Below are 17,329 nucleotides of genomic sequence, written 5' to 3'. Positions count from 1 at the left end.
GATTGTCGTTTGCCTTCCACAATGGACAGGCTGCGGTAGCCCAACACCCTTCCGGCGTGTCTTCCGGCTACATTCTTAAAATAGGGGTGACGCTTATGTTTTCAAGGGTCTTTTTCTGACTTTTTTTTGCAGTTTCTCGCGCTTTGCATAGACTGGGATCACAGCACAAAAGGTGAAAGTGAGAATGTCGCCACAGAGCGCAGCATGGAGGCTGTTTATTTCGGCGCAGGACAGATATAACGCCAGCAGCAGTCTTCATACTGCCTATAACGATGATTAATGAATGATGAAAAATACTCTGTTTATTTCGACGCTGCTTAGTGGAATGGTGTTACTCAGTGGTTGCTCCAGCGTGATGTCGCATACCGGGGGCAAGGAAGGCCTGTATCCGGGTATGAAAGCAAGCTCCACGATGTTATCCGACGATGACACCAATATCGGTATGAAATCCCTGGTGGTTCTGGATATGCCTTTTACCGCGGTTATGGACACGATACTGCTGCCGTGGGATATGTTCCGCACCGACAGCTCCGTTAAATCTCGCGTTGAGAAAAGCGAAAAGGCCACCATGGCGACGGACAACGTGATTCCACCCGCCCCCATGGCTAAGCAGTAATTACATACCCGTTTCCGTCATCCAGATCTGGCGGAAACCCGCAATCTCTTCCATCCAGGCGATAGACCGACCGTCCGGCGAGAACACGACGGCGTCGGCAGACAGCGGATTGCCGTGATCGGTTGTCAAAAAGGTGATGTTGCCGCAAGCGGCATCGCACAGCGCGATACGATTATCCAGCACAAAGCCCAACGCCGCCCCCGAAGGATGCCAGTTAAAGGCAGACTGAATGCCCGTTTCCGTGTGGGTTAACTGCTGCGGTTCGCCCCCCTGTGGCGAGATCAGCCAAAGCTGGACAATACCCGCATCATCACGCATCAAAAACGCAATCACAGTGCCCTGCGGGTTACTGCGCACCCAATGGCGCGGTACGTTAACCAGCCCAGGAAAGGCACGTTGATGGGTAAAGGTCAGGCGCCGTTGCAAAACCCCGGCGGGTGGAGCAGGCAGGCTTGTCGGCGTACCCTGCAGCGGCGTATCGCCTGGTTGTTTCCACCCCTGCGCCGCTTTCGGCAGATCAACGATAAACAGCTCCGGCACTTTCTCGCCTGTTAATGACAGCGTATCGCCAATAAAGGCCAGCTTATCGTTACCCACCCAACCTTCTTCATACGCACGGTTGATCTCATCGCTGCCGGGAACAGGCGCTGGCGTGGTACGGCTTACCAACACGCTCCAGTGGCTACCCGCATACTCGCGTGGATGTGTGAGTGGGGGGTGTACCGGGCCAAAAGGTACCGCGACACCGACGTTACGCAAATCCTGCGCCGGGTCCAGCTCATGCATAACATGATCGTTATAGGTAAAACTGACGTTCTCACCGTTGGGGCTAAAGACATGCACATGGCTACCGCCGCGCAGCGCACCCGCCGTAAAGGGGGCGGTGATGTCCATCGCGTCCAGATTGGCGGTTTTTCCGTCGGCGTGGATGACGCCGCGACGATGGTGAAAATCATAATGCCAGTCAGCATCCTGGTTTTCCGGGCCGTGGATAAAAACGTATTTCTCTTCATGAGGGTGAACGGTCACTACGCCAACGTGTGCCCCCTCTTTCGCCTGATAGATAACCTCAACGGCGCCCGTATGGATATTGACGCGTTCAATGGTTTCACCGGTAAAAGACGCGCCGGAGGGGCGTACATCAAACACCAGCCACTGACTGTCCGGTGTCCAGGTGTGAATATTGGTGAGTTGATGGTTGCGCGGCGCGCGAGTGATTTGCTTCATGCGGATACCCTGATGCCCTATTTGGCATCAGGGTAGCGCAAGGCGGGGAGATTAACCTACCCGTTTTACGTCGCCGACCAGCAGGATGTAGGAGAGTGCGCCAATCAGCGCTACCACGGAGATATACACCAGCGCCGGGGCAAAACCGTAGCTCTGTGCCAGATAACCAATCACCAGCGGCACGGTGATACCACCCAGACCGCCAACAAAGTTAAAGACGCCACCCGTCAGCCCGATAAGACGCATCGGCGCAAGGGAGGAGACCAGCGACCAGGTGATAGAGGCGAAACCGTTGCCAAAGAATGCGATGGCCATCAGCGTCATGATCCACACCGGGTCATTGGTGTAGTTCGCGCCCATAATGCAGGTGGAGATCAGCAGGCCGCAGATGATGGGCGTTTTACGTGCCGCACCAAGGGAAAAGCCTTTGCGCACAAGCCTGTCCGCCAGCCAGCCAGAGAGCAGCACGCCAAAGAACGCGGCGAGGAACGGTACCGTGGTCATAAACCCGGCTTTCAGCGCGGTGATACCTTTTTCCTGGGTCAGATAGTTCGGGAACCAGGTCAGGAAGAACCACAGCGTAGAGGTGACGGCGAACTGTCCCAGGTAAACACCGACCAGTTTACGGTGGAACACCAGTTTCCAGTCGGCTTTGGTGAGCGGCTGGCGCGCCTCTTTGGTCACAGGCGCATCGCCGTCTACCAGACCACCGCCTTCGCGAATGTATTCCAGCTCTTCATGGGTGACGCTTTTAGTCAGACGCGGCGGTTGATAGACCTTAAACCAGATTAGCGACCAGATGATGCCAATCCCGCCGGTAACGATAAATACCCAGTGCCAGCTCAGCAGTTCCTGAATCCAGATAAGCAGCGGGGTAAGAAATGCCAGGCCGACAAACTGACCGGAGGTATAAAAGCCCACGGCGGAAGCACGTTCATGTTCCGGGAACCAGCTTGTCACCATGCGGTTGTTGGTCGGAAAGGCGGGCGCTTCAAAAATCCCGGTGATGGCGCGCAGACCAATCAGCGACATTAATCCTGTCGCAAAGCCCTGGAACAGGGTCGCCACCGACCAGCCAAAGATGGCGATAAAATAGGTAAGGCGAGAGCCGACCCGGTCGAGGAACCAACCGCCGGGGATCTGACACAAGGTATAAAGCCAGGCAAAGGCAGAAAAGACATAGCCCATTTCCGCTTTGGTAATACCGAACTCTTGCTGAATATGCGCGGAGGCCACCGCGAGGTTAGCCCTGTCGACATAACAAATAACAACCGTAATAAAGATCATCACCAGCGTCAGATAACGCCGACGACCGACTTTTGCAGCAGTAACTGAAATATCCATCGCAATCTGTCTCCAGATTTTGGGCATAGCGAGACCGCTCACCATGCCCGGTAATTTACAGAGGGTGTTTGAATTTATTTATTAATTAAAATACTACACGTAATGCGCTAAATAATTTGTGCTGGGGGACAAAAACGCATTAGCGTTTTTGAACAGCGCTTGCGCTGGCCCCAAAGGGGCGAGGCGACAAGCCGAGTAACGCGGCAAGTTTTCGCATCCCCGGGAGCATACAAAAGTATGTGACCGGGGTAAGAAAACGCAGCCAACGCGCCACCAGTGCGAAGTATGAAGCGCATTTACCATTCGGCGACGGTGCCGTCTTCATTCCGCCAAACCGGATTACGCCAGTCCGGCGCATTCTGACTTAACGCAATGACTTTCTCTTCATCAATATCCACACCCAGCCCTGGTTTCATCAATGGTTTAAAGAAACCACCTTCCATATTGAAATCTTCTTTATTTTTCACGAAGTCGAGCAATTCAGCGCCTTTATTGTAGTGAATGCCCATACTCTGCTCCTGGAATACCGCATTGTGGGAAACGAAATCCACGTGCAGACAGGCCGCCAACGCCACCGGGCCGAGCGGGCAGTGCGGTGCCAGTGCCACATCATAGGCTTCGGCCATTCCGGCAATTTTATAGCACTCGGTAATCCCGCCTGCGTGGGATAAATCCGGCTGCAATATAGAAATACCACCGCCTTCCAGCACGCGTTTAAATTCAAAACGCGAGAACATACGTTCGCCTGCGGCAATCGGAATATGCGTTTGCGCCGCCAGCCGCGGATAATATTCCGCCTGCTCCGCCAGCACCGGTTCTTCAATAAATAACGGGCGATACTGCTCGAGTTCTTTAATTAATACTTTTGCCATTGGCGCACTGACACGACCATGGAAATCGAGACCGAATTCAATCTCATTGCCAAAGGCTTCACGAATTTGCGCCACGGTATTCACGGCGGCATCTACCGCGCGGGAATTATCAATCACGCCCATCTCTTCGCAACCGTTCAGCTTAAAGGTATCGAAGCCGATATTGCGCAGGGTTTTAATGCCGTCGATCACTTCCGCCGGACGGTCACCACCGACCCAGCTATACGCTTTGATTTTGTCACGCACCAGGCCACCCATCAGTTGCCAGACCGGCGCGTTATGGACTTTCCCTTTGATATCCCACAGCGCCTGGTCAATACCGGCAATCGCGCTCATCAGAATCGGGCCGCCACGGTAAAAACCGGCGCGGTACATTACCTGCCATAAGTCATTGATGCGCGCCGGGTCCTGGCCAATCAGATAATCACTCAGTTCATGAACTGCCGCTTCTACCGTGCGGGCACGACCTTCTATGACCGGCTCTCCCCAGCCAACCAACCCTTCGTCGGTCTCGATTTTCAGGAACATCCAGCGCGGGGGTAAACGGTAAGTGGTGAGTTTCGTTATTTTCATTTCACTGCCTCTCGATACGCGTTAACAAATGCGGTTGCCTGCTGCACGGTGCGTTCCACGGGCTGCCCGGCACGATACAAATCGCTGCCCAGCCCTGCCCCCACACAGCCAGCTTTAATCCATTGCGCCAGGTTGTCTGGCGTCACCCCGCCCACGGCAAAGACCGGTACGTCCGATGGCAAGACCGCTTTCAACGCTTTGATATAGTCCGGGCCAAAGGCCGAAGAGGGGAAAATTTTCAGCGCCTGCGCACCCGCATCGAGTGCGGTAAAAGCTTCGCTGGCAGTCGCACAGCCCGGGCAGACCGTCATGCCGTAGCTCACCGCGCGGCGAATGACCTCAGGCTGAATATTGGGAGTGACGATCAGTTTGCAGCCCATCTCAGCCAGTTGGTCGACCTGCTCCGGCTTAAGGACGGTACCCGCGCCAATCAGCGCCTTATCGCCATACGCTGCGACGACGGCCAGAATGCTTTTTTCCCATTGCGGCGAGTTGAGCGGGATCTCTACTGCATCGAATCCCGCGTCAATGACCGCGCCGACATGCGCCAGCGCTTCATCGGGGGTAATGCCACGTAATATTGCGATGAGCGGAAGGTTAGTTTGCCACTGCATGAGCGATGCTCCTTATTCCTGTCTGAAATGCGGTGTCGCCAGAAATGACCACAGCTTTGCGGCCAATCGTCTCCAGCGCCTGTTGATAACGGCCGGACAGTGCCTTTCCCGCAACGATGGTGACCTGATGATCGATAACGTACTCAGCCATGCTGGCGACTTCGGCGCCAATCAGCAGGCCCGATAAAAACTCGCTAACCTGTTCGCGCGGCAGATTGCCCAGCACGTGAGCAGCACGGACCTCGAACAGTTGCGGCAGAATGGCGGGGGTAGCGAGGCCGCGTTCAAGCCCGGATGTAAAAGCCGCCGATGACGGTTCTTGCTCGGGCAAGCCCGCCCCCACCAGCGAATGGCGCAGCAATAGATGGTGCAATTCACCGGTCATCACGGTGCGAAAATCATGGATTTGCTGCGCATCTGCGCGCACCCATTTGCAGTGGGTGCCCGGCATGACATAAACAGAAGAAGGAGAAAGTTCGCGAGCGCCCAGCAGTTGCGTCTCTTCGCCACGCATCACGTTGTGGTTATCGTCACGAGAAACGCACAGGCCGGGAATAATCCAGACATTGTCACCAACGGCAGTCAACTGCTCGCCAATGGCGGAGAAAAAGGCAGGAACGGGTAAGTATGGCGCCACTTTCCAGCCGACATTGCTGCCCACCATGCCTGCCATCACGACGGGCGTTTTTTCATCGCGCCAACCGTGGGTAATTTCTGCTAACACCGCTTGTGGGGATTTGCCATTCAGGCGCGTAACACCGGCTTCTGATTGCCTGCTCTCCAGGCATTCCGCCCCCTGATAAAGCCAGGCGCGTAAGTTGGTCGACCCCCAGTCAATTGCGATGTAGCGAGATGTCATGTGATTTCCTTAAGCCTTCGGGTAGAGCTGGCGATCATGGTGAGCGCCGCCTGCTCTGCTGCATCGCCATCCTGATGCCGTATCGCATCGAACAGCGCCTTATGTTCCTGGAGCGTTTTTGGCATGTTGGCTTCATCGCCCATCCAGGTTCGTTCAAATACCGCTCTCTGAAGCGAGCTGATCGCCACGGTCAGTTGCTGTAACACCGGGTTATGTACCGACTCCAGCACCGCTTCGTGATAACGAATATCTGCCTCATTGAACGCATCGCGATTCTGGTTGTTCGCAATCATGTCGTTGAGCGCCGCCTCGATTTGCGCCAGATCGCTTGAGGTAGCGCGCTCCGCCGCCCAGCGGGCAATGGCAGGCTCTACCAGATTTCGCACCTCGCTCATCGCGCTGATGAGTCGCGGGTCATAGTCATTTTCCAGTACCCACTGCAGTACTTCGGTATCGAGGTAATTCCACTGATTACGCGGTGCTACAAACGCGCCGCGATAGCGTTTTATCTCGATGAGCCTCTTCGCCATTAAGGAGCGAAAGACTTCGCGAATGATGTTGCGCGAGGTTTCAAACTCCTCGCAGAGTTCTGCTTCTGACGGAAGTGCTGAGCCGGGGACATATTTCCCGCTCACAATCTGGTGCCCTAACGTGATGACGATACGGTCGGTTTTGGTGAGAGTCATGACATGCCCTTATTCACTGTGTATGCATGCCTACTTTACCTCGACCGGCGATTTTCACCTCATCCTTGCAGTACAAACAGAGCGTACTTTTCTTTTGCCGGACTTAAATGTAGTACAATAATTTATTGTTGTACTACAATTTAGATCGCAAAATGAACGACAGATCACAAAATTACCCCCTTCACTTCACCGTAACTTCACCCGAGCCGCTTATCGTCCTTATCAACATGAGGAGGGGATATGCAGCATTTTGATGTGGCGATTATTGGTCTGGGGCCTGCGGGAGCAGCGCTGGCGCGGCAGTTAGCAGGCGGCATGAGCGTGCTGGCGTTAGATAAAAAACAGCAGCAGGGTACGGGCGGATTTATGAAGCCGTGTGGCGGATTGCTGGCCCCGGACGCGCAACGTTCGTTTATCCGTGCCGGGATTACGCTGCCGGTGCAGGTGATGGCCGATCCGCAAATTTTCAGCGTACAAACGCTGGATATGCAAACGGGGATAACGCGTAACTATCAACGCAGTTACGTTAATATCGACCGACACGCCTTTGATTTATGGATGAAATCATTAATCCCCGCTTCGGTCACCGTTCACCACGACGCCTTGTGCAAGAAGGTCTGCCGACAGGATAACCGCTGGCATTTGATGTATGCGGTTGACGGTAAAACCCATGAAGTAACGGCAGATTACCTGGTGGGCGGCGATGGTGCGAACTCGATGGTGCGGCGATTGCTATATCCCGATCATGAGATCCGCAAGTACGTCTCGCTGCAGCAGTGGTTCAAAGACCGTCACCCGTCGCCGTTCTATTCCTGCGTGTTTGATAATGAGACAACCGATTGTTATTCATGGAGTATCTGCAAAGACGGTTATTTCATTTTCGGTGGGGCTTTTTCCATGAAGGATGGCAGGGAGAATTTTAGCCGCCTCAAGCAGCGCCTTGAACCGTTCGATTTCCGCTTTGGCGACGCGGTGAAAACAGAGAAATGCACAGTGCTGTGCCCGTCCCGCTGGGCAGATTTTGTCTGCGGAAAAGAGAATGCGTTTCTGATTGGCGAAGCGGCGGGGTTTATCAGCGCCAGTTCGCTGGAAGGCATAAGCTATGCACTGGATAGCGCGGAAATCCTGGCAGGGGTGTTGCGCGGAGAAACAAAAAACCTCAACGCGGCATACTGGAAGAAAACGCGTCGATTACGCATGAAGTTGCTGGGAAAAATCATTAAAAACCGCTGCCTGACGACGCCCTGGATACGCAGTCTGATCATGAAAAGTGGGATTGGTCATATCCCGGTGCAGCAGCAGACGCCTACGCAGGCAAGGGCATAATCGCCCCTGCCAGGCGGCAGATTAATTCAGTACAAACTTCTCAATGGCATACGCTACGCCATCTTCAAGGTTGGATTTGGTGACAAAGTTGGCCACTTCTTTCACCGACGGAATGGCGTTACCCATTGCCACACCTACACCCGCATACTCGATCATGGCGATGTCGTTTTCCTGATCGCCAAGGGTCATGATCTCTTCGGGTTTGATGCCCAGCACGTCAGCCAGGGATTTCACCCCAGTCCCTTTATTGACGCGCTTATCGAGCATTTCGAGGAAGTACGGTGCGCTTTTCAGCACGGTGTATTTCTCTTTCACTTCTGCCGGGATACGGGCAATGGCTTTATCGAGGATTTCCGGCTCATCAATCATCATCACCTTGAGGAACTGGGTGTTCGGATCCATGTTTTCCGGCTCGCAGAAGACCAGCGGAATAGTGGCAACATAGGATTCGTGAACCGTGTAGTAGCTGATATCGCGGTTGGCGGTGTAGAGCGTATTGCGGTCAAGCGCATGAAAGTGCGAACCAACGTCACGAGACAGTTTTTCCAGATAACGGTAATCGTCATAGCTCAGTGCCGTTTGTGTCACCGTGCTGCCGTCATGGGCGTTTTGCACCAGCGCGCCGTTATAAGTGATGCAGTAATCACCTTCCCGTTCCATATGCAGCTCTTTGACGTAGGCATGAACCCCGGCGTAAGGGCGGCCTGTCGTCAGCACCACTTTCACTCCACGTTCGCGTGCAGCCGCAATGGCGTTTTTAACCGCTGGCGAGATGGTGTGGTCCGGCAACAACAGCGTTCCGTCCATGTCGATTGCAATAAGTTTGATAGCCATGAATTCCCCGGGATAAATGAGTGCTGCCTCATGCTAACGCGATTTAGCCCACAAAAATAGAGCTACATTGCGCAACAAAAGCACCCCTTTTACACCTATCCCAGGGAGCAACGGCTTACTCGCGGGTGAGAACTATTTTGCCAAACGCACCGCGGTCAAGGTGTTCAAGCGCCCTATCAAGCTCGTTAAAGTGGTAACGGTGCTCAATAACAGGTTTCAGTCCGTTGACATCAACAGCACGCACAAGATCTTCCAGTGCACGACGGTGACCGACACCAATCCCCTGAACCACCGGCGATTTCAGCAACAGCTCGCTGGCAGAGAGTGATATTTCATTTCCGGCCAGCACACCAATGACCGAGATTCGCCCATGAACCGCTACGGCTCGCAGGGAATGCTTCAGATTTTCCCCGCCCGCGGTTTCAATAATATGGTCAATACCGCGATCGTCGGTCAGCGTAAGAATCGCCTCTGCCCAGTCGCCTTTTAGCCGGTTAACCCCCTGATCGGCCCCCAACTTTTTGGCCTGCGCCAGTTTTTCATCACTGCCGGACGTGACAAACACGTGCGCACCATGCGCTTTAGCGATTTGCAGCGCGAATATCGCCACACCGCCCGTCCCCTGCACCAGCACCGACTGACCGGCGCGTAAATTTCCCCGCTCCACCAGCGCGAACCAGGCCGTTAACCCTGCACAAGGCAAGGTGCTGGCCTCTGCGTCATCCAGCGTTTCCGGGGCGGCAACCAGCCAGTTTTCATTCATAATCACGTACTCAGCCAGCATGCCCTGGAAGTAACCGCCAAGAGTTCGATAGGGCAAATGGCGTGCGTCCGCTTTTGGCTTGCCGTCGATCCACTCCGGGAAGAAGCTGGAGATGACGCGTGCTCCGGATGTGAAACGTGTGACGCCCTCGCCCGTACTGTCCACGACGCCCGCCATGTCAGAAGCCGGCGTAAAGGGGAAGGAGCGCGAAATTGGCATGTTGCCTTCAATGACCATTTTATCGCGATAGTTGAGCGCAACGGCATTCACCCGTACACGGACTTCACCGGGGCCAGGTTGCGGAAGGGGTACCTCGGTAAGTCTGAGGTTTTCGCGCCCGAGGGCGTCCATTGACCAGCGTTGTATCGTCTCTGTCATCGTATTTCTCCTGTCATCAAATGAGTTTCAGTATCGACAGTCTATCGTTGACTCAGTGTCGCCAGTGGCGATAAGTTTTCTCTTTATTGATGCCATAATGGATACAATTTATGAGCGATACGCTAAAGGACATTCCGGTTTTCGTGGCGGCCGTTGAAGCGGGCAGTTTTGCTCAGGCCGCTGTCCGTCTGCATTTATCGCGCTCGGCAGTGGGAAAAAGTATCGCCCGGCTTGAACAACGGCTGGGGGTGCGTCTGTTTCAGCGCACCACCCGCAGCCAGCGGCTGACCGATAACGGCGCGCTTTTTTATGAGCGTTGCCTGCGCGCACTGGAGGAGATCCGTAGTGCAGAATCGCTACTGGAAACAGGGAAGCAACAGGTGAGTGGCCGCCTGCGCGTAGCGATGCCGGTGCTCTTTGGTCGTCAGTGCGTCGCTCCGCTGCTGATCACGCTGGCGCAAGAGCATCCGGGGCTTGAGCTGGAAATGTCATTCAGCGACAGGGTGGTGGATCTCGTGGAGGAAGGATTCGATATGGCGGTGCGTAACGGTACACTGGCAGACAGCACCGTGCTGGCCGCCAGAAAGCTGGGAGAGCACCAAATGGTTCTGTGCGCCGCGCCGGATTATCTGAGGGGAAAAGGCCATCCTGAAACCGTTGCCGATTTACGTCAGCATACGGCCATTAACTATCTGCAGGCAGGCAGAATTTTACCCTGGCAGCTTGCGGACAACGAAGGAAAGCCGCAAACCCTTGTTCTGCGGTCATCACTCAATATGGATGATTTACAGGCGATCTGCGACGCAGCAATAGCCGGACACGGCATTGCATGGTTGCCCTGCTGGATGGCAAGCAAAGAGATTCAAAAGGGGAAACTCACCCTGCTTTTCAGGCAGGCACCGAATGTGCGCTTCGACGTTCATGCAGTCTGGCAGAAGACGCCGCATCTGCCGCTGAGGGTGAGAATTGCCATAGACACGCTGGTGAGCCGCTTACCGGCGGCGATGTCGCTGGATTTTCCGGATCCCATAAAAAAGCCGCGCTAAAAGCGCGGCTCAGAGATAGCTGTACAACGATAATTAGATATCGATATTCGCCGCTTTCAGGGCGTTCTCTTCGATAAAGGCACGGCGCGGTTCAACGGCATCACCCATCAGGGTGGTGAACAACTGGTCGGCGGCAATCGCATCTTTAACGGTCACGCGCAGCATGCGGCGGCTTTCCGGATCCATGGTGGTTTCCCACAGCTGATCCGGGTTCATCTCGCCCAGACCTTTATAACGCTGGATAGCAAGACCACGACGGGACTCTTTAACCAGCCAGTCCAGCGCCTGCTCAAAGCTGGCGATCGGCTGCTTACGCTCACCGCGCTCGATAAACGCATCGTCTTCGATCAGACCACGCAGTTTTTCACCGAGCGTGCAGAGACGGCGATATTCGCCACCGGCGATAAATTCATTATCCAGCGGATAATCCGTATCGACACCGTGGGTACGCACGCGAATAATCGGCTCGAAATGGTTCAGTTCCGCATTTTCGCGAATATCGAACTTCCAGGTGCTACCGTGCTGCTCTTTCTCGTTCAGCTCGGTGACCAGCGCATTCACCCAGCGGGTGACGGCCTGCTCGTTGCCCAGATCGGCTTCGGCCAGCGTCGGCTGATACACCAGCTCTTTCAGCAATGCGCGCGGGAAGCGACGTTCCATACGGCCAATCATCTTCTGCGCGGCATTGTATTCAGAGACCAGTTTTTCCAGCGCTTCACCGGCCAGGGCTGGTGCGCCTTCGGTCGTGTGCAGGGTCGCACCGTCCAGAGCGATAGCGATTTGATACTGATCCATCGCCTCATCGTCTTTAATGTACTGTTCCTGTTTGCCTTTTTTCACTTTGTACAGCGGTGGCTGGGCAATATAGACATGACCACGCTCAATGATTTCCGGCATCTGACGATAGAAGAAGGTCAACAGCAGCGTACGGATGTGCGAGCCGTCGACGTCCGCATCGGTCATGATAATGATGCTGTGATAACGCAATTTGTCCGGGTTGTACTCGTCGCGACCGATACCGCAGCCGAGCGCGGTGATGAGCGTCGCCACTTCCTGAGAAGAGAGCATCTTGTCGAAGCGCGCCTTCTCAACGTTAAGGATTTTACCTTTCAGCGGCAGAATCGCCTGGTTCTTACGGTTACGCCCCTGCTTCGCAGAGCCGCCCGCGGAGTCCCCTTCCACCAGGTACAGTTCAGACAGCGCCGGGTCGCGTTCCTGACAGTCCGCCAGTTTGCCCGGCAGGCCCGCTAAGTCGAGTGCGCCTTTACGACGGGTCATTTCACGGGCTTTACGCGCCGCTTCACGGGCACGCGCCGCATCAATAATTTTGCCGACCACGATTTTCGCATCGGACGGATTTTCCAGCAGGTATTCAGCCAGCAGTTCGTTCATCTGCTGTTCAACCGCCGATTTCACCTCAGAGGAGACCAGTTTGTCTTTGGTCTGCGAGGAGAATTTCGGGTCAGGCACCTTCACGGAAACGACCGCAATCAGGCCTTCACGGGCATCGTCACCGGTGGCGCTGACTTTTGCTTTTTTGCTGTAGCCTTCTTTATCCATGTAGGCGTTCAGGGTACGGGTCATCGCCGCACGGAAGCCTGCAAGGTGGGTACCGCCGTCGCGCTGCGGAATGTTGTTGGTAAAGCAGTAGATGTTTTCCTGGAAACCATCGTTCCACTGCAGCGCTACTTCGACGCCGATACCGTCTTTTTCGGTGGAGAAATAGAAGACATTCGGGTGGATTGGCGTTTTGTTCTTGTTGAGATACTCAACAAATGCCTTGATACCGCCTTCATAGTGGAAATGGTCTTCTTTGCCGTCGCGCTTGTCTTTCAGGCGGATGGATACGCCAGAGTTCAGGAAGGACAGCTCGCGCAGACGTTTCGCCAGAATTTCATACTCAAATTCGGTGACGTTGGTGAAGGTTTCATAGCTCGGCCAGAAACGCACCATGGTACCGGTTTTTTCTGTATCACCGGTCACGGCCAGCGGCGCCTGCGGCACACCGTGTTCGTAGATCTGACGGTGAACTTTATTATCACGCTGGATAACCAGCTCCAGTTTCTGCGACAGGGCGTTTACAACCGAAACGCCTACGCCGTGCAGACCACCGGACACTTTATAGGAGTTATCATCGAACTTACCGCCCGCGTGCAGCACGGTCATGATGACTTCGGCTGCTGAGACACCCTCTTCCGGGTGAATACCGGTTGGGATCCCACGACCGTCATCCTGTACGGAGACGGAGTTATCGCTGTGGATCGTGACAACGATGTCTTTACAGTAACCTGCGAGCGCTTCGTCGATAGCGTTATCTACCACCTCGAATACCATGTGGTGCAGACCGGTGCCGTCATCCGTATCGCCGATATACATACCCGGGCGCTTACGCACCGCATCCAGCCCTTTCAGGACTTTGATACTGGAGGAGTCATAAGAATTCGACATCAACGTTTCTCGCTCATTTTGTCTTGGGTTAATCCGTTATTTTACCCTTTTCCACGGTGAACATCTTCGAATTTTTGTCCGACATGTCCAGTACGTGTTCAGCGCTGATGGCGCTGACGAAAACTTGTGATTGCGTGGCTTTTAAGCGGCTGGCAAGCAGTCCGCGACGCGCATCATCCAGCTCCGAGGCAAAATCATCTATCAGGTACAAACAGCGGCGACCACTCTCGCGGGTTAAAAACTCCCCCTGTGCCAGACGTAGCGCGCACATCAGGAGTTTTAACTGCCCACGGGAAAGCGTATCTTCCACCGGCGCGCCGTCGGCACGTATACGGAAATCCGCTTTGTGCGGGCCGTGCGCGGTGTAAGTCAGCAGGCGATCGCGTTCGAAGTTCTTCTCCAGCACCTCGGCATAATCCGTCTCTTTCTCCCAGCCGCGCTGGAAAGAAAAGGTCAGAGAGAACTCCGGTAAAAATTGTTTGCAGGTATCGGCCATATCTTCGGCGATACCGGCACTGTATTCGGCACGCCACAGGCTGATTTGTTCCGCCAGCGGGATCAGTTCTTTATCCCACGGGCGCAACTGGCCGTAATGGCTTACCTGTCGTAGCGCGGCATTACGCTGTTTGAGCAACCGCTTAAGGTTGCTCCAGGCGGTAAAGAAACCGGCTTCGTTGTGAAAGCATCCCCAGTCGAGGAATGCTCTTCTGTATTTGGGGCCGCCGTTGAGTAATGTAAACCCCTCAGGCGTAATCAACTGCATTGGCATCAGCAGCGCCAGTTCCGCCACCTTGTGGCCATCCGTTCCGTCGATACGCACGGTGCTGTCGCCTTGTTTGTCTTTCGTCAGACCAATGGCGATTTCCCGCTCCGCCTCCTGCAAACGCCCGTGCAGAATAAATGATTCCTGCTCATGGCGAATGACGCGACCAATTTGCAAACTGCGAAACGCCCGGCCATGACCAAGCGTATAGATAGCTTCCAGCACGCTGGTTTTGCCGCTGCCGTTCGCGCCAACCAGGAAGTTAAAGCCGGGAGATAAGGCGAGATCCGCATTTTCAATATTGCGGAAGTCTTTGATTAGGAGTCGGGATAGCGACATATCAGCTCATAACCAGGGCGTTATCGGCGCAGTTAGTCTGGTTACGGCCAGCGCGCAGCAACCGGAGCGTACTAAGGTACGTGAAGATTGCGAGCACTGCCCGGAGCCAGAATAACAAGCAAGATAGCCCGATATTTTCTACAGCCTCATGGGCATGACAACGTAAGCTGCGGATTGCGAAGCCGCATCCTCAATCTGCACGCTCGAAACGGAATCCGTCAGCATAATGCGCACATTTTCGCACTTCAGCGCGTTAAGTACGTCCAGCACATAACTAACGTTAAAACCAATCTCCATTTCGCTACCGGAGTAGGTCACATCCAGTATCTCTTCCGCTTCTTCCTGTTCCGGGTTGTTAGCGGTGATTTTCAACTGGTTTTCGCTGACATACAGACGCACGCCGCGGAATTTCTCGTTCGAGAGAATGGCGGCACGGGCAAAAGCCTGCTTAAGAATGTCGCATCCCGCATCCAGATGTTTGTCCGGGTTTTTCGGTAATACGCGGCGATAATCCGGGAAACGACCGTCAACCAGCTTCGATGTGAAGATAAAATCACCAACATGCGCACGGATGTTATTGCTGCCGATCTGCACGGTCAGCGGGTTGTCACCGCCGTCGAGCATACGCATCAACTCAATCACCCCTTTACGCGGCACGATCACCGAATGGTTTGGCAAACTCACGCCGATAGGCATAGAGCAGACCGCAAGACGGTGGCCATCAGTTGCCACGGTACGCAGCTCTTCACCTTCGGTCTCAAACAGCATGCCGTTTAAGTAGTAACGCACATCCTGATGCGCCATCGAGAACTGGGTGGCTTCAATCAGACGTTTCATCGTGGCCTGCGGCAGGGTGAACTCCACCTCGCTTTGCCAGTCATCCAGATTCGGGAAATCGGCGGCAGGCAGCGTGGAAAGGGAGAAGCGGCTGCGACCAGAACGCACCAGCATACGCTCGCCTTCGAGCTGGACGGCGATTTCCGCGCCTTCCGGCAAACCACGGCAGATATCAAAGAATTTCCGCGCCGGGACGGTAGTCGCGCCGGGCTCATGCGGCTGAACAAGCGCAACACGGGCCACCATTTCCATTTCAAGATCGGTACCGGTCAGCGAAAGCGTACCGTCTGCAACCTGAAGCAGCAGATTACCGAGAATGGGCAACGTCGGGCGGCCGCCCAGCGGGCCGCTAACTTGTTGCAGCGGCTTTAAAAGATGTTCACGTTCAACGGTAAATTTCATAGCGTCACGATGATAATGTTCTGATTAAATTGGAAAAATCTTCTTTGATATCGTGGCTCTCTTCACGCAACTGCTCAATCTTGCGGCAGGCGTGAAGCACGGTAGTATGGTCACGGCCACCAAACGCATCGCCAATTTCCGGCAGACTGTGGTTGGTGAGCTCTTTCGCCAGCGCCATCGCCATCTGACGCGGACGCGCGACTGAACGGGAGCGACGCTTCGACAGCAGGTCCGCGACCTTAATCTTGTAATACTCTGCCACCGTCTTCTGAATATTGTCGATGGTGACCAGTTTTTCCTGCAGCGCCAGCAAATCACGCAGCGCTTCACGCACGAAATCGATAGTAATCGCCCGGCCCGTAAAATTGGCATTGGCAATAACGCGGTTCAGTGCCCCTTCCAGTTCACGCACGTTAGAGCGTAAACGCTTGGCAATAAAGAAGGCCACTTCACCCGGCAGACGAATGTCATTCTCGTCGGCCTTTTTCATCAGGATCGCAACGCGGGTTTCCAGTTCAGGCGGCTCAATCGCGACTGTAAGCCCCCAACCGAAGCGGGATTTAAGACGATCTTCAACGCCATTGATCTCTTTAGGATAACGATCCGACGTCAGGATGATCTGTTGATTCCCTTCCAGCAGCGCGTTAAACGTGTGGAAAAACTCTTCCTGCGATCGTTCTTTATTGGCAAAGAACTGGATGTCATCGATAAGCAACGCGTCAACGGATCGGTAGTAGCGTTTAAACTCTTCGATCGCATTGTTTTGCAGGGCTTTTACCATGTCCTGGACAAAACGCTCGGAGTGCATATACACCACTTTGGCGTTGGGTTTACGCGCCATGATGCCATTACCCACCGCATGCAACAGGTGAGTTTTACCCAAACCCGTTCCACCATAAAGGAATAGTGGATTGTAGGCGCCGCCTGGGTTATCTGCCACCTGACGCGCCGCCGCGCGCGCCAGCTGGTTCGACTTACCTTCGACGAAGTTATCAAAGGTGTGCTTAAGGTTAACGTTGGAGCGGTAGGTCGGTTCCGCCGGTGCGGGAACGTTGTCCCAGCCAGGGCGTACTGCCGGCGCAGAGCGCTGCGGCTGAACGTGAGTCGTCTGTACAGGCGCGGCGACATGAGCAGGTTCTCTGTGGACCTGCGTGACGGGCTTCGTACCGACCTCAAAGCGCAGTTGCGGGGCGTCCGCACCGCAGAAATCGTTCAGCAGTCCATTGATATTATTGAGATACTTGTCTCTTACCCAATCGAGCACAAAACGGTTTGGCGCATACAAAGCCAGCGTGTTATCGCTCAGTTCCGCCTGCAACGGGCGGATCCACATGCTGAATTCTGTGGCTGGTAACTCATCCTGCAATCGGGCAAGACACTGCTGCCAAAGCGAAAGTGACAC

The 17,329-nt window shown here is 54.5% G+C and carries 15 protein-coding genes and 1 other annotated feature (1 of these 16 cut by a window edge); of the genes, 3 read left to right on the top strand and 12 right to left on the bottom strand.

All coding sequences use genetic code 11. The features are described 5' to 3' along the window. Window positions 1-44 (bottom strand) — a sequence feature (ROSE (Repression Of Heat Shock gene Expression) occurs in the 5'-region of heat shock genes and acts as an RNA thermometer to modulate expression.); it reaches 31 nt to the left of the window's first position. A gap of 239 nt (window positions 45-283) precedes the next feature. Beyond that, window positions 284-616, top strand: coding sequence for a YceK/YidQ family lipoprotein (locus ACS0RQ_RS00075; RefSeq protein ID WP_143348914.1), 333 nt, complete (start codon window positions 284-286; stop codon window positions 614-616). Here the strand turns inward: ACS0RQ_RS00075 and ACS0RQ_RS00070 are convergent, their stop codons facing one another. From ACS0RQ_RS00070 to dgoR, 6 genes are all read right to left on the bottom strand, one after another. Next, complete coding sequence (locus ACS0RQ_RS00070) at window positions 617-1,843, bottom strand: YidR family protein (RefSeq protein WP_271849166.1); 1,227 nt, start codon at window positions 1,841-1,843, stop codon at window positions 617-619. A 51-nt stretch (window positions 1,844-1,894) separates the two neighbouring features. Continuing rightward, entirely contained in the window at window positions 1,895-3,232 is a 1,338-nt protein-coding gene (locus tag ACS0RQ_RS00065; RefSeq protein ID WP_071845957.1) for an MFS transporter, read from the bottom strand. A gap of 251 nt (window positions 3,233-3,483) precedes the next feature. Beyond that, the gene (gene dgoD, locus ACS0RQ_RS00060) at window positions 3,484-4,632 is read right to left on the bottom strand and encodes a galactonate dehydratase (protein ID WP_271849165.1); all 1,149 of its coding nucleotides are present in this window, start codon (window positions 4,630-4,632) and stop codon (window positions 3,484-3,486) included. Continuing rightward, a complete protein-coding gene (locus ACS0RQ_RS00055; protein ID WP_271849164.1) occupies window positions 4,629-5,246 on the bottom strand; it encodes a 2-dehydro-3-deoxy-6-phosphogalactonate aldolase in 618 nt (205 codons plus the stop codon). Before ACS0RQ_RS00055 ends, dgoD begins: the two co-directional genes overlap by 4 nt. After that, window positions 5,230-6,105 (bottom strand): 2-dehydro-3-deoxygalactonokinase, encoded by an 876-nt coding sequence (locus tag ACS0RQ_RS00050; RefSeq protein WP_271849163.1) that lies wholly within the window; start codon window positions 6,103-6,105, stop codon window positions 5,230-5,232. The genes ACS0RQ_RS00055 and ACS0RQ_RS00050 overlap by 17 nt, the downstream gene beginning before the upstream one ends. Further along, a complete protein-coding gene (gene dgoR / locus ACS0RQ_RS00045) occupies window positions 6,102-6,791 on the bottom strand; it encodes a D-galactonate utilization transcriptional regulator DgoR (protein WP_039080034.1) in 690 nt (229 codons plus the stop codon). Before dgoR ends, ACS0RQ_RS00050 begins: the two co-directional genes overlap by 4 nt. A 240-nt stretch (window positions 6,792-7,031) precedes the next feature. On the opposite strand from dgoR, the gene ACS0RQ_RS00040 reads away from it, so the two are divergent. Beyond that, on the top strand, window positions 7,032-8,117 hold the full coding sequence (locus ACS0RQ_RS00040; protein ID WP_039080033.1) for an FAD-binding protein: 1,086 nt from the start codon (window positions 7,032-7,034) through the stop codon (window positions 8,115-8,117). A 21-nt stretch (window positions 8,118-8,138) separates the two neighbouring features. Here the strand turns inward: ACS0RQ_RS00040 and yidA are convergent, their stop codons facing one another. Continuing rightward, complete coding sequence (yidA, locus tag ACS0RQ_RS00035) at window positions 8,139-8,951, bottom strand: sugar-phosphatase (protein WP_039080032.1); 813 nt, start codon at window positions 8,949-8,951, stop codon at window positions 8,139-8,141. A 115-nt stretch (window positions 8,952-9,066) separates the two neighbouring features. After that, window positions 9,067-10,092 (bottom strand): zinc-dependent alcohol dehydrogenase family protein, encoded by a 1,026-nt coding sequence (locus tag ACS0RQ_RS00030; RefSeq protein ID WP_271849162.1) that lies wholly within the window; start codon window positions 10,090-10,092, stop codon window positions 9,067-9,069. A gap of 110 nt (window positions 10,093-10,202) precedes the next feature. Between ACS0RQ_RS00030 and ACS0RQ_RS00025 the strand changes: the two genes are divergently transcribed. Then, on the top strand, window positions 10,203-11,138 hold the full coding sequence (locus ACS0RQ_RS00025) for a LysR family transcriptional regulator (protein WP_271849161.1): 936 nt from the start codon (window positions 10,203-10,205) through the stop codon (window positions 11,136-11,138). Between the two features lie 33 nt (window positions 11,139-11,171). On the opposite strand, the gene gyrB is transcribed toward ACS0RQ_RS00025, so the two are convergent. The 4 genes from gyrB to dnaA all read right to left on the bottom strand — a co-directional run bounded on the left by gyrB (window position 11,172) and on the right by dnaA (window position 17,329). Then, window positions 11,172-13,586: a DNA topoisomerase (ATP-hydrolyzing) subunit B gene (gyrB, locus tag ACS0RQ_RS00020; protein WP_039080029.1), complete on the bottom strand. Its 2,415-nt coding sequence runs from the start codon at window positions 13,584-13,586 to the stop codon at window positions 11,172-11,174. Between the two features lie 28 nt (window positions 13,587-13,614). Then, entirely contained in the window at window positions 13,615-14,688 is a 1,074-nt protein-coding gene (gene recF, locus ACS0RQ_RS00015; RefSeq protein ID WP_039080028.1) for a DNA replication/repair protein RecF, read from the bottom strand. A gap of 138 nt (window positions 14,689-14,826) precedes the next feature. Then, entirely contained in the window at window positions 14,827-15,927 is a 1,101-nt protein-coding gene (gene dnaN / locus ACS0RQ_RS00010; protein WP_271849160.1) for a DNA polymerase III subunit beta, read from the bottom strand. Between the two features lie 4 nt (window positions 15,928-15,931). Next, window positions 15,932-17,329 carry a chromosomal replication initiator protein DnaA gene (gene dnaA / locus ACS0RQ_RS00005; protein ID WP_271849159.1) on the bottom strand — a complete coding sequence of 466 codons (1,398 nt, stop codon included), beginning with the start codon at window positions 17,327-17,329 and terminating at the stop codon, window positions 15,932-15,934.

It is taken from the genome of Phytobacter diazotrophicus (assembly GCF_052061655.1).
GTDB lineage: Bacteria > Pseudomonadota > Gammaproteobacteria > Enterobacterales > Enterobacteriaceae > Phytobacter > Phytobacter diazotrophicus.
The sequence above is the reverse complement of the archived record's forward strand: the minus strand, read 5'-3'. Positions and strand labels throughout refer to the sequence as shown.